The following is a 13,713-nucleotide window of genomic DNA, read 5'->3' as shown; positions in this document are numbered from 1 at the left end:
GGATTAACAAGGAAACCGCTCCCATGAATACCGCCGTCAACGTCAACGTAGTCCATGAATCCGAAGCCCAGCGCCAGCATGCGCGGGTGAAGATCCCGGCCAAGCTGCGCTTCTTCGGCCCCGACCGCACACCGGTCGAGGCGCGGGTCATCGACCTGTCGGCCGGCGGCCTGGCGTTCAACGCCGGTCAGTTGCCGCTCAAGGTCGGCGACGTGCACAAGGCGCGCCTGCAGTTCGTCATCGACAACCTCGGCCTGGCGATGGACGTCGAGATGCAGGTGCGCTCCCACGACCGCCAGACCGGCCGCACCGGCTGCCAGTTCCAGAACCTGGAGCCGCGGGACATCGCCACCCTGCGCCACCTGATCACCTCGCACCTGGCCGGCGACATCGTCAGCATCGGCGAAGTGCTGGCGACCCTGCAGCGCGACAACTTCACCAAGGCGCGCAAGACCAAGGACGGCGGCCACGGCATGACCCCGTTCGGGCGCCTGAAGGCGGTGACCTTCAGCCTCGGCGTGTTCGTCGTCGGCCTGGCCGCGTTCGGCTTCGTCGCCAAATCAGTGTACGGCATGTACTTCGTCAGCCACGCCCAGGCCGGCCTGGTCAGCGTGCCGGCCATGAACATCACCATGCCCCGCGACGGCACCGTGCAGAGCCTGGTGAAATCCGACGGCGTCGCCGCCAAGGGCGCGCCGCTGGCGACCTTCAGCACCAGCATGCTCGACGTGCTCAAAGGCCACCTGGACGAAGACCAACTGCAGCCGGCCAAGGTGGAAGAACTGTTCGGCAAGCAGATGACCGGCACCCTCACCTCGCCTTGCGACTGCACCGTGGCGCGGCAACTGGTGGCCGACGGTCAGTACGCCAGCAAAGGCGACGTGATCTTCGAACTGGTGCCGCGCAACACCCAGGCCACCGTCGATGCGCGCTTCTCCTACCGCCAGTTCGGCGACGTGCGTCCGGGCACCCCGGTGAGCTTCCAGATCGCCGGCGACGACAAGGTCCGCAGCGGCAAGATCGTGCGCAGCGCCAGCCTCAAGAGCGAAGACCTGTCCTCGGACATCCGCGTGCAGATCCAGCCGGACGAGCCGCTGGACAGCACCTTCGCCGGCCGCCCGGTGGAAGTGAACAGCGACCGCGGCCCGAACCTGAACTGGCTGATCGACAAAGCCATGGCCCACGGCCTTTAAGTCGAGGACACGCCTGTGACCACTCCAACTCTCCCGAACACGCCGCAGTCCCTGTGGGAGCTGGCTTGCCAGCGATTGCATCAACGCGGTCTGCCTGATGCACCGAGCCGCCCGCATCGCCAGCAGGCTGGCTCCCACAAGGGCCTGATGGTGTGCTCGCTGGCGCTGGCGGTCTCCCTGGCCGGTTGCGCCGGCCTGCCCGACCAGCGCCTGGCCAACGAAGCCCTCAAGCGCGGCGACACCGCGACCGCCGCGCAGAACTACCGGGCGCTGGCGGACCTGGGCTACAGCGAGGCGCAAGTGGGCCTTGCCGACATTCAGGTCGACAGCCGCGACCCCGAGCAGATGAAACAGGCCGAAGCCACCTACCGCGCCGCGGCCAGCGTTTCGCCGCGGGCCCAGGCGCGCCTCGGCCGCTTGCTGGTGGCCAAGCCCGGCGCCACCGAAGCCGAGCACCAGGAGGCCGAAAGCCTGCTGAAGAAAGCCGCCGCCCAAGGCGAAGGCAATACCTTGATCCCGCTGGCGATGCTGTATCTGCAATACCCACACAGTTTCCCGAACATCGACGCCCAGCAGCAGATCGATCAATGGCGCCAGTCCGGCTACCCGGAAGCGGGCCTGGCCCAGGTGCTGCTGTACCGCACCCAAGGCACCTACGACCAGCACCTGGATGACGTGGAAAAGATCTGCAAGGCCGCGCTCAACACCACCGACATCTGCTACGTCGAACTGGCCACGGCCTATCAGAAACGTGCACAGCCAGAGCAACAGACCGAACTGATCAAACAACTGCAGGCCGGCCACAGCCGCGGCACCGTCAGCGCGCAACGGGTCGATTCCGTCGCCCGGGTGCTGGCCGACCCGACCCTGGGCAAGACCGACGAGAAGACCGCGCAAGCGCTGCTCGAACCCATCGCTCCGGGCTATCCGGCGTCGTGGGTGACCCTGGCGCAGCTGCTCTACGACTTCCCGGAACTGGGCGACACCGACCAGATGATGAAGTACCTGGACAACGGCCGTGCCGCCGATCAGCCCCGCGCCGAACTGCTGCTGGGCAAGCTCTACTACGAAGGCAAACTGGTGCCGGCCGACGCGAAGGTCGCCGAGCAGCACTTCGAGAAGGCCGTCGGCCGCGAAGTGGCCGCCGACTACTACCTCGGCCAGATCTACCGCCGCGGCTACCTGGGCAAGGTCTATCCGCAGAAGGCCCTCGACCACCTGCTGACCGCTGCGCGCAACGGCCAGAACAGCGCCGACTTCGCCATCGCCCAACTGTTCTCCCAAGGCAAGGGCACCCGGCCCGACCCGGTCAACGCCTACGTGTTCAGTCAGTTGGCCAAGGCCCAGAACACCCCGCAGGCCGATGAGCTGGCGACCACCCTCGCCGCGCAGCTGCCCCCCGAACGCCTGGCTCAGGCCCAGCGCCTGCTGCAACAGGAACAGGCCAGCCGCGGCGCCCTGAACCGCAATGCGCTGCCGCTGCATGCCCTGCCAGAAGAAGAAGGCGAGGAATCCCTATGAAGTTGAATCCATTCGTGAAGGCCGGCATCGGCCTGTCCTTCGCCCTGATCTGGTCGTGCCCGACGCTGGCCGCGATCACCGAAACCAAGAATTTCGGCCTGGAAGTGAAGATCACCGGCCAGTCCGAGGACGACCGCGACCTGGGCACCGCCCGCGGCGGCGACGTCAACGGCGTGGGCCTCGACCTGCGCCCGTGGGTCTACGGCGAGAGCGGCGCGTGGAGCGCCTACGCCATGGGCCAGGCCGTGACCTCCACCGACATCATCGAGACCGACACCCTGCAGCAGTCCGACGGCGCCCAGGCCACCGACAGCGGCGACCGCCAGACCAAGAAGAACTACCTGGCCATGCGCGAGTTCTGGGTCGGCTACAGCGGCTTCACGCCCTACCCCGGCGAGATCCTCAAGTTCGGCCGCCAGCGCCTGCGCAACGACGACGGCCAATGGCGCGACACCAACATCGAGGCGCTGAACTGGACGTTCGACACCACCCTGCTGCGGGCCAACGCCGGCGTCGCCGAACGCTTCAGCGAATACCGCACCGACCTCAAGGAACTGGCGCCCAAGGACAAGGACCGCCTACACGCCTACGCCGACGCCGCCTACCAGTGGACGCCGGGCCAGTGGGTCGGCATCCGCGGCCACCACACCCACGACAACGGCAAGCTCGACTACGCCGAGCCGGGCGTGCCCCGCGACACCCTGGACAAGACCGAGAACGGCGACATCAGCTGGCTCGGCCTGACCGCCGACAGCGACGCCTACAACTGGCGCAACACCAACACGGTCAACTACTGGGGCAGCATCACCGGCATGAGCGGCGACCGCGACAAGGTCAACCCGCTCAACGCCGACGGCAGCCGCCCGGCCGAGGCCAAGCGCAGCGACAGCGTCAACGGCTGGGCCACCGACCTTGGCGTGCGCCTGCGCCTCGACCCGCAATGGCAGGTCGGCGCCGCCTATGCCCGCGCCAGCGCCGACTACGAACAGAACGGCCTGGAAAGCAACCGCTCGAACTTCACCGGCACCCGCTCGCGGGTGCACCGTTTCGGCGAAGCGTTCCGCGGCGAGATGAACAACTTGCAGACCGCCACCCTGTTCGGCTCCTGGATGCTCAACGACCAGTACGACGCCAGCCTGATCTACCACAAGTTCTGGCGCGTGGACGGCAACAAGCCGGTGGGCAGCAACGGCATCAACGCCGTCGAGAACAACACCGACGACGTGACCGGCGCGATCCTGTCCAGCACCTCCCTGCCGCTGGACGACGGCAAGAAGGACATGGGCCAGGAGATGGATCTGGTGGTCACCAAGTACTTCAAGCAAGGCCTGCTGCCGGCGGCGCTGAGCCAGTCCATCGACGAGCCGTCGGCGCTGGTGCGCTTTCGCGGCGGCGTGTTCAAGCCCGGCGATGCCTACGGCAGCCAGGTCGATTCGTACATGCACCGCGCGTTCATCGACGTGATCTGGCGCTTCTGATGCGGACCGCCAAGGGAGTGCCCGACATGAACAACTCAAGGAAAGGCTCGCTCAGCCTGTTGGCCGGCGCCCTGCTGCTGGCCAGCGCCGGCGCCTTCGCCACGGTCGAGCCGGCGAAGCCGGTGACCCTGGCCAAAGGGCTGCAGCAGGCCAAGACCTACACCGTCAGCAGCGCCCCGACCGAGGCGCTGGAGCTGGCCGAACCGAAGCTGCCCGACCTCTCCGGCTACACCGCCGAGGCCGCCGCCGCGAAGATCGTGCGCAGCAAGCCGGGCAAGGTCAGCGTGCGCCGGATGATGCAGGAAGACGCCCTGAAGGACTTCATCGGCGGCGACAACAAGATGGCCGAATGGGTGGTGCGCCAGCACGGCATCCCCCAGGCGATCTTCGTCGACGACGGCTACCTGAACCTCAAGGAGCTGGCGCAGAAGCTGCCCAAGCAGTACTTCAGCGAAACCGCGCCCGGCGTATACCTGGCCAAGCTGCCGATCGTCGTCGGCCGCAAAGGCATCCTCGAGATCGACGGCCAGACCCAGGAGCTGCGCCTGTCCCAGGAGGCCGGCTCGTTCCTGGTCAACGACGGCCAGCTGTTCGTGCGTGACACCAAGGTCACCGGCTGGCGCGAGAAGGACAACGGCCCGGCGACCTTCCGTTCGCCCAAGGAATTCCGTCCGTTCCTGCTCGCCTGGGGCGGCACCGAGACCTACATCGTCAACAGCAAGATGGCCAGCTTCGGCTACGCCAACAGCAAGTCCTACGGCGTGAGCATTTCCCAGTACACGCCGAACATGGCCAAGGTGCTCAAGCGCCCCGAGCCGACCGGCTGGATCGTCGGCTCCGAGTTCTCGGACATGTGGTACGGCTTCTACTGCTACGAGACCCGCGACTTCGTGGTCAAGGGCAACACCTACAAGGACAACATCGTCTACGGCATCGACCCCCACGACCGCTCCCACGGCCTGGTCATCGCCGAGAACACCGTCCACGGGACGAAGAAGAAGCACGGGATCATCATCTCCCGCGAAGTGAACGACAGCTTCATCTTCAACAACAAGAGCTTCGACAACCACCTCTCGGGGCTGGTGATCGACCGCAACAGCGTGAACAACGTGATCGCCCACAACGAGATCTACCGCAACCACACCGACGGCATCACCCTCTACGAGTCCGCCGACAACCTTTTGTGGGGCAACAAGGTCATCAGCAACAAGCGTCACGGCATCCGCATCCGCAACAGCGTGAACATCCGCCTGTACGAGAACGTCGCCATGGCCAACGGCCTGACCGGCGTCTACGGCCACATCAAGGATCTGACCGACACCGACCGCGACATCAAGCTCGACCCGTTCGACGCCCAGGTCTCGCTGATCGTGGTCGGCGGCGAACTGGCGGCCAACGGCAGCGGCCCGATGGCCATCGACTCGCCGCTGAGCGTAGAGCTGTACCGCGTCTCGATGCTGGCGCCGACCAAATCCAGCGGCATCAGCTTCAACGGCGTCCTGGGCGAGCGCCAGGACGAAATTCTCGACCTGCTGGTGCGCCAGCAGAAAGCCGTGCTGATCGACCCCGTCGAACGCCAGACCGAACTGCGGGACTGAGGACCTCTTTATGCACCCACACCTGATCAAACTGCTCAGCCTGTCGGCCCTGACCGTGGGCATCCTGGCGGCCAGCGACGGCGCCGGCGCGGACCAGGCCCAAGCCCCCGCGTTCACCGCCGAGCCGTGCTGCAGCCTGTGCCCCGCCGCCCACGACCCGAAGAACTACACCACCCGCTACCAGCAGAACTTCACCACCCTGGTGCAGGCCCAGGGCGACTGGCTGTTCCGCACCCGGGAAGACCTGCGCACCGAGTTCGACACCACCCCCGCCGGCTACCGCCGCCTGCAGCAACTGCACGATGCGTTCAAGAGCAAGGGCGTGGAACTGGTGATCGTCTACCAGCCGACCCGTGGCCTGGTGAACCGCAACAAGCTCAACCCGCAGGACAAGGCCGCCTTCGACTACGAGAAGGCGCTGGGCAACTACAAGACCATGCTCGGCCGCTTCGCCAAGATGGGCTACGTGGTGCCGGACCTGTCGCCGCTCACCAACGAATCGCTGCCCGAGACCCTGCCGGCCCACGACTTCTACTTCCGCGGCGACCAGCACTGGACGCCCTACGGCGCCCAGCGCACGGCGAAGATCGTCGCCGAGCAGGTCAAGCGGATCCCGGCCTTCGCCGACATCCCCAAGCGCGAGTTCGAGACCAAGCGCTCCGGGCGCATGGGCAAGACCGGCACCCTGCACAACATGGCCGGGCAACTGTGCGGCACCAGCTACGCGATCCAGTACATGGACCAGTTCACCACCGAGCCCAAGGGCGAGGCCGGCGACGGCGACCTGTTCGGCGACAGCGGCAACCCGCAGATCACCCTGGTGGGCACCTCCCACAGCGGCAAGAACTACAACTTCGCCGGCTTCCTCGAAGAGGCCATCGGCGCCGACATCCTCAACGTCGCGTTCCCCGGCGGCGGCCTGGAAGGCTCGATGCTGCAGTACCTGGGCAGCGACGAGTTCCAGAAGTCGCCGCCCAAGATCCTCATCTGGGAGTTCTCGCCGCTGTACCGCCTCGACCAGGAGACCATCTACCGCCAGATGATGGCGCTGCTGGACAACGGCTGCGAGGGCAAGGACGCGCAGATGAGCGCCAGCGCGACGCTCAAGCCGGGCAAGAACGAACTGCTGGTCAACAGCAAGAACCTGAACCTGCAGAACAACGGCCATCAGGTCGACATCCGCTTCGCCGACACTTCGGTGAAGACCCTGCACGCCACCCTCTGGTACATGAACGGCCGCCACGAGGACATCAAGATCGAGAAACCGGAAACCTCCGACACCGACGGGCGTTTCGCCTTCGAATTGCGCACGGACGAGGACTGGGCCACGCAGAACCTGCTGGCCGTCGAAGTCCAGGGCCCGGACGCGGGCGCCGAGCCGCAGAAGGTCGAAGCGAAAATCTGCAAACGCAACGTATTCCCGGGCGCTGGGCCGCAAACCGCCCAGCTCGGGCAATGAGGTCTGCCATGCGAAACCGAACGATCAAACACCTGCTTGCGCCGTCCCTGCTGACCCTGGCGATGTTCGCCGGGGCCACCCAGGCCGCCGCGCCGCTGCGTCCGCCCCAGGGCTACTTCGCGCCTGTGGACAAGTTCAAGACCGGCGACAAGAGCGAAGGCTGCGACGCCATGCCGGCGCCCTACACCGGCCCGCTGCAGTTTCGCAGCAAGTACGAAGGCTCGGACAAGGCCCGCGCCACCCTCAACGTGCAGTCGGAGAAAGCCTTCCGCGACAGCACCGCCGACATCACCAAGCTTGAGCGCGGCACCGCCAAGCGGGTGATGCAGTTCATGCGCGACGGTCGCCCGGAGCAGCTCGACTGCACGCTCAACTGGCTGACGTCCTGGGCACGGGCGGATGCGTTGATGTCCAAGGACTTCAACCACACCGGCAAGTCGATGCGCAAATGGGCGCTGGGCAGCATGGCGTCCTCGTACATCCGCCTGAAGTTCTCCGACTCGCACCCGCTGGCCCAGCATCAGCAGGAGGCCCGGGAGATCGAGGCCTGGTTCGGCAAACTGGCCGACCAGGTGGTGAGCGACTGGGACAACCTGCCGCTGGCGCAGACCAACAACCACTCCTATTGGGCCGCGTGGTCGGTGATGGCGACGGCCATCGCCACCGACCGCCGCGACCTGTTCGACTGGGCGGTGAAGGAATACAAGGTCGGCGCCGGCCAAGTCGACGCCGACGGCTACCTGCCCAACGAACTCAAGCGCCAGCAGCGCGCCCTGGCGTACCACAACTACGCCCTGCCGCCGCTGGCGATGATCGCCAGCTTCGCTCAGGTCAACGGCGTGGATCTGCGCCAGGAGAACAACGGCGCCCTCAAGCGCCTGGGCGACCGGGTGCTGGCCGGCGTGAAGGATCCCGACGCCTTCGAGGCGAAGAACGGCAAGAAGCAGGACATGACCGACCTGAAGGAGGACATGAAATTCGCCTGGCTCGAACCGTTCTGCAGCCTCTACGCCTGTGCGCCGGATGTGCTGGAGAAGAAACACGGCATGCAGCCGTTCAAGACCTTCCGCCTGGGCGGCGACCTGACCAAGGTCTACGACCCGTCGCACGAGAAGGGCAACAAGGGTTCGTAAGGCAGAACACGAACCCCTGTGGGAGCTGGCTTGCCAGCGATTGCAATCTGACATTCAACACTGATGTCGACTGACCCGACGCTATCGCTGCGGTGCGGCGACCCGACAAGCCAGCGCCCACAAGGGTTGCGGTGAATCTGGATGCAATACATCCCCCGGACTTTTCGTGGGGGGTTTGGGGGGGCCTTGGCCCTTGACTGTGGCTTCAAACATGGAGAAACCGGGATGGTCTTTTCATCCAACGTGTTCCTGTTCCTGTTCTTGCCGATCTTCCTCGGCCTGTACTACCTGAGCGGGCAACGCTACCGCAACCTGCTGCTGCTGATCGCCAGCTACGTGTTCTACGCCTGGTGGCGGGTGGACTTCCTGGCGCTGTTCGCCGGTGTCACCCTGTGGAACTACTGGATCGGCCTGAAGGTCGGCGCCGCCGGCGTGAGGAGCAAGCCGGCCCAGCGCTGGCTGCTGCTCGGCGTGGCAGTGGACCTGTGCATCCTGGGCTACTTCAAGTACGCCAACTTCGGCGTCGACAGCCTCAACGCGATCATGACGTCGTTCGGCCTGGAGCCGTTCATCCTCACCCACGTGCTGTTGCCGATCGGCATCTCGTTCTACATCTTCGAGTCCATCAGCTACATCATCGACGTGTACCGCGGCGACACCCCGGCCACCCGCAACCTGATCGACTTCGCGGCGTTCGTGGCGATCTTCCCGCACCTGATCGCAGGCCCCGTGCTGCGCTTCCGTGACCTGGCCGACCAGTTCAACCACCGCACCCACACCCTCGACAAGTTCTCCGAGGGCTGCACCCGGTTCATGCAGGGCTTCATCAAGAAGGTGTTCATCGCCGACACCCTGGCGGTGGTCGCCGACCATTGCTTCGCCCTGCAGCACCCGACCACCGGCGACGCCTGGCTCGGTGCGCTGGCCTACACCGCGCAGCTGTACTTCGACTTCTCCGGCTACAGCGACATGGCCATCGGCCTGGGCTTGATGATGGGCTTTCGCTTCATGGAGAACTTCAAGCAGCCCTACGTCAGCCAGTCGATCACCGAGTTCTGGCGGCGCTGGCACATCAGCCTGTCCACCTGGCTGCGCGACTACCTGTACATCACCCTGGGCGGCAACCGCCGCGGCACGCTGATGACTTATCGCAACCTGTTCCTGACCATGCTGCTGGGCGGCCTGTGGCACGGCGCGAACATCACCTACATCGTCTGGGGCGCCTGGCACGGCATGTGGCTGGCGATCGAGAAAATGCTCGGCATCAACACCTCGCCGCGCCGCCTCAATCCGGTCCGCTGGGCCCTGACCTTCCTGCTCGTGGTCATGGGCTGGGTGATCTTCCGCGCCGAGAACCTGCACGTGGCCGGGCGCATGTACGGCGCAATGTTCAGCTTCGGCGACTGGTCGCTGTCGGAACTCAACCGCGCCAGCCTCACCGGCCTGCAAGTGGCGACCCTGGTGGTGGCGTACGCAACCCTGGCGTTCTTCGGCCTGCGCGACCTGTACACCAGCACGCCACCGGTCAAGACCAAACCTTGCGCCGACGCCGGGCAAGACGGCCCGGCCGGCGCGCAGCCCGGCCTGATCAAGGCCGCCCCCGGCGAAAACCCGGCGGCCATCCGCGAGCCCGGCTACACCGTCGGCGCGCCCGCCCAAGTGCAGCCGGCCTACTGGAGCGCCGACTGGCCACGCTACGCGATGCGCGCCCTGGTGCTGCTGCTGTTCATCGCCTCGATTCTCAAACTCTCGGCGCAGAGCTTCTCGCCGTTCCTTTACTTCCAGTTCTGAGGGATCTGCCATGACCCGCTCATTACGCATGTTCTACATCGCCCTGTTTCTGCTGACCCTGCTGGTGCTCGGTGTGTGGTCGCTGCGCAGCTTCTTCGGCTTCAGCACCAACGCCGACGCCACGGTGCTCAACGGCCGCTGGACCAAAGCCGTGGAAACCCACTACGACGACGAGTTCCCGATCAAGCGCCTGGGCACCAATCTGTGGGCCGCTCTGGACTTCAAGCTGTTCAACGAAGGCCGTCCGGGCGTGGTGCTCGGCCGTGACCAGTGGCTGTACAGCGACGAGGAATTCAACCCGATCGTCAACGAAGAGCTGAACCTGCAAGGCAACTACGCGCTGGTCGAAGGCGTGCGCCAGACCCTCAAAGCGAAAGGCGTGAAACTGGTGATGGCCATCGTGCCGGCCAAGGTGCGCCTGTACCCGGAACACCTGGGCGAAGTGAAGCCTGCGAGCATCCACGCCAACCTGTATCAGGACTTCCACGCCCGCGTCGCCGCGGACAAGATCCTCGCCCCCGACCTGCTCGGCCCGCTGCAGAAGGCCAAGCAGAACGGTCAGCAAGTGTTCTTGCGCACCGACACCCACTGGACCCCGGAAGGCGCCGAGATCGCCGCCGACACCCTGGCCAAGACCATCGCCGACAAGTTCCCGCTCAGCGGTGAGCCGCAGCGCTTCGTCACCACGCCGGCCGAGCAGGTCACGCACAAGGGCGACCTGCGCCTGTTCCTGCCGCTGGATCCGCTGTTCGAGAACCTGATGCCGGCCAAGGAGCCGCTGCAGAAGCGCAACACCGTGGCCGCCGACGCGCAGCCGGCCGGCGACGACGCCCTGTTCGCCAGCCGCGAAGTGCCGGTGGCGCTGATCGGCACCAGCTACAGCGCCAACCCCAACTGGAACTTCGTCGGCGCGCTCAAGCAGGCGCTCAACAGCGACGTGGTCAGTTACGCCGAAGACGGCCACGGCCCGATCCTGCCGATGCTCAGTTACCTGAAAAGCGACGACTTCAAGAACAGCCCGCCCCAGGTGCTGATCTGGGAGTTCCCTGAACGATATCTGCCTGTGAACAACGAAATCGGCGACGCCGACCCGCAGTGGGTCGCAGAGCTCAAACAAGCCGGCGCGCGCCAACAGAACGTAGCTGTGAACACTTCATCCGAGACGCCCGACCGGGCGCAAAACTGAAAGAGAGGTACACCATGACTTTCACTCCAACTCCGCGTCGTCTCGCCCAACGCCTTGCCCTGGTCGCCGGCCTGAGCGTGCTGTCGGTGCAGGCATTCGCCGGCGGCGACGCCGCGCTCTACGGCCCGACCGCGCCCAAAGGCTCGACCTTCGTGCGCGTCTACAACGCCAGCAACGCCGAAGTCAGCGCCACCGTCGGCAGCACCAGCCTGAGCGACGTCGCCCCGCTGGCCAGCAGCGACTTCAGCTTCATGCCCGGCGGCGACTACAGCGCCAAGGTCGGCAGCCAGACCCTGCCGGTGAAACTGGCCGGCGACCACTACTACACCCTGGTCAACAACGCCTCCGGTGCGCCGCAACTGATCGAAGAGCCGCCGTTCAAGAACAAGCAGAAATCCCTGGTGCGCGTGCAGAACCTCAGCGACAAGCCGCTGACCCTCAAAACCGCCGACGGCAAGACCGAGGTGGTGCCGAACGTGGCCGCCAAGGGCCGCGGCGAACGCGAGATCAACCCGGTGAAGGTCAGCCTGGCGCTGTACGAAGGCGACAAGAAGGTCGGCGACGTGAAGCCGGTCGCCCTGGAGCGCGGCGAAGCGGCGGTGCTGTACGTCACCGGCACGGGCAGCAGCCTGTCGCCGGTGTGGGTGAAGCGCCCGGTGTCGACCCGCTGACACATTTCCCGAACTGACCCGAATCCCTGTGGGAGCCGGCTTGCCGGCGATGCGGACAACTCGGTTGCGCAGATACACCGAGGTGATGCGATCGCTGGCGAGCCAGCTCCCACAGGAACCGAGGCGGGCATTCGGACACGAGACAACAACAAGAGTGAAACGACGCAGGTTCGTGGCTCTAACCCAATTGATTTTATGGAGTAAACATTATGATTCCGGTGATCTTGTCAGGTGGTAGCGGTTCCCGTCTCTGGCCGCTTTCGCGCAAGCAGTTCCCCAAGCAGTTCCTCGCCCTGACCGGCGAACACACCCTGTTCCAGCAGACCGTCGAGCGCCTGGTGTTCGACGGCATGGACACCCCCATCGTGGTCTGCAACAAGGAGCACCGCTTCATCGTCAACGAGCAGTTGGCCAACCGCAGCCTGGAGGCCCAGCGCATCCTGATGGAGCCGTTCGGCCGCAACACCGCGCCGGCGGTGGCGCTGACCGCGATGATGCTGGTCAACGAGGGCCGCGACGAGCTGATGCTGGTGCTGCCCGCCGACCACGTGCTGGAAGACCGCAAAGCCCTGCAGCGCGCCCTGGCCCTGGCCACGGTGGCGGCGGAAAACGGTGAGATGGTGCTGTTCGGCGTGCCGGCCACCAAACCGGAGACCGGCTACGGCTACATCAAGTCGGTCAGCGATTCGCTGCTGCCCGAAGGCGTCAGCCGCGTCTCGCACTTCGTGGAGAAACCCGACGTCAAGCGCGCCACCGAATACGTCGAGTCCGGCGGCTACTACTGGAACAGCGGCATGTTCCTGTTCCGCGCCAGCCGCTTCCTCGAAGAGCTGAAAAAGCACGACCCGGACATCTACGACACCTGCCTGCTGACCCTGGAGCGCAGCGTCCAGGATCCGGACACCATCACCTTCGACGAAGCCACCTTCGCCTGCTGCCCGGACAACTCCATCGACTACTCGGTGATGGAAAAGACCCAGCGCGCCTGCGTGGTGCCGCTGACCGCCGGCTGGAGCGACGTCGGCTGCTGGTCGTCGCTGTGGGAGGTCAACGAGAAGGACGCCAACGGCAACGTCAGCAAGGGCGACGTGGTGATCCAGGACAGCAAGAACTGCATGATCCACGGCAACGGCAAGCTGGTGTCGGTGATCGGCCTGGAGAACATCGTCGTGGTGGAAACCAAGGACGCCATGATGATCGCCCACAAGGACAAGGTCCAAGGCGTCAAGCAGATGGTCAACACCCTCAACGAACAGGGCCGCAGCGAGACCCAGAACCACTGCGAGGTCTACCGTCCGTGGGGTTCCTACGACTCGGTGGACATGGGCGGCCGGTTCCAGGTCAAGCACATCTCGGTCAAGCCGGGCGCGTGCCTGTCGCTGCAGATGCACCACCACCGCGCCGAGCACTGGATCGTGGTCAGCGGCACCGCCGAAGTCACCTGCGACGAGAACGTGTTCCTGCTCACCGAGAACCAGTCCACCTACATCCCGATCGCCTCGGTGCACCGCCTGCGCAACCCGGGCAAGATCCCGCTGGAGATCATCGAAGTGCAATCGGGCTCGTACCTGGGCGAGGACGACATCGAACGCTTCGAAGACATCTACGGCCGCTCCACCCCGGTCGAGCGCGGCGTGTCGGTGAAGACCATCGCACAGTGACCTTCCTGTGACAAAAAGCCCC

The 13,713-nt window shown here is 65.4% G+C and carries 10 protein-coding genes; all 10 read left to right on the top strand.

Annotation, left to right across the window (positions count from 1 at the left end; all coding sequences use genetic code 11):
- Positions 1–23 precede the first annotated feature (23 nt).
- The 10 genes from CAG31_RS05790 (at position 24) to CAG31_RS05745 (ending at position 13,691) form a co-directional block, all read left to right on the top strand.
- On the top strand, positions 24–1,193 hold the full coding sequence (locus CAG31_RS05790; protein ID WP_085578780.1) for an alginate biosynthesis protein Alg44: 1,170 nt from the start codon (positions 24–26) through the stop codon (positions 1,191–1,193).
- Between the two features lie 15 nt (positions 1,194–1,208).
- Entirely contained in the window at positions 1,209–2,714 is a 1,506-nt protein-coding gene (algK, locus tag CAG31_RS05785; protein ID WP_085578777.1) for an alginate biosynthesis TPR repeat lipoprotein AlgK, read from the top strand.
- Positions 2,711–4,192: an alginate export family protein gene (locus tag CAG31_RS05780; protein ID WP_085578775.1), complete on the top strand. Its 1,482-nt coding sequence runs from the start codon at positions 2,711–2,713 to the stop codon at positions 4,190–4,192. Before algK ends, CAG31_RS05780 begins: the two co-directional genes overlap by 4 nt.
- A 26-nt stretch (positions 4,193–4,218) precedes the next feature.
- A complete protein-coding gene (gene algG, locus CAG31_RS05775) occupies positions 4,219–5,790 on the top strand; it encodes a mannuronan 5-epimerase AlgG (RefSeq protein WP_085578773.1) in 1,572 nt (523 codons plus the stop codon).
- Between the two features lie 10 nt (positions 5,791–5,800).
- Entirely contained in the window at positions 5,801–7,249 is a 1,449-nt protein-coding gene (locus CAG31_RS05770; RefSeq protein WP_085578771.1) for an alginate O-acetyltransferase, read from the top strand.
- Between the two features lie 8 nt (positions 7,250–7,257).
- Positions 7,258–8,382, top strand: a complete 1,125-nt coding sequence (locus tag CAG31_RS05765; RefSeq protein WP_085578769.1) for a mannuronate-specific alginate lyase — start codon at positions 7,258–7,260, stop codon at positions 8,380–8,382.
- A gap of 225 nt (positions 8,383–8,607) precedes the next feature.
- Positions 8,608–10,173, top strand: coding sequence for an MBOAT family protein (locus CAG31_RS05760; protein WP_085578767.1), 1,566 nt, complete (start codon positions 8,608–8,610; stop codon positions 10,171–10,173).
- Positions 10,174–10,183: 10 nt separating this feature from the next.
- Positions 10,184–11,359, top strand: a complete 1,176-nt coding sequence (locus CAG31_RS05755) for an alginate O-acetyltransferase (RefSeq protein WP_085578765.1) — start codon at positions 10,184–10,186, stop codon at positions 11,357–11,359.
- 14 nt (positions 11,360–11,373) lie between these two features.
- Positions 11,374–12,030 carry an alginate O-acetyltransferase AlgF gene (locus CAG31_RS05750; RefSeq protein WP_085578763.1) on the top strand — a complete coding sequence of 219 codons (657 nt, stop codon included), beginning with the start codon at positions 11,374–11,376 and terminating at the stop codon, positions 12,028–12,030.
- A gap of 209 nt (positions 12,031–12,239) precedes the next feature.
- Positions 12,240–13,691, top strand: a complete 1,452-nt coding sequence (locus tag CAG31_RS05745; protein WP_085578761.1) for a mannose-1-phosphate guanylyltransferase/mannose-6-phosphate isomerase — start codon at positions 12,240–12,242, stop codon at positions 13,689–13,691.
- Positions 13,692–13,713: the final 22 nt, after the last annotated feature.

It is taken from the genome of Pseudomonas sp. R25(2017) (assembly GCF_002112565.1).
GTDB lineage: Bacteria > Pseudomonadota > Gammaproteobacteria > Pseudomonadales > Pseudomonadaceae > Aquipseudomonas > Aquipseudomonas ekonensis.
Note: the sequence above shows the minus strand (reverse complement) of the source record. Positions and strands in the feature narration are given on the sequence as shown.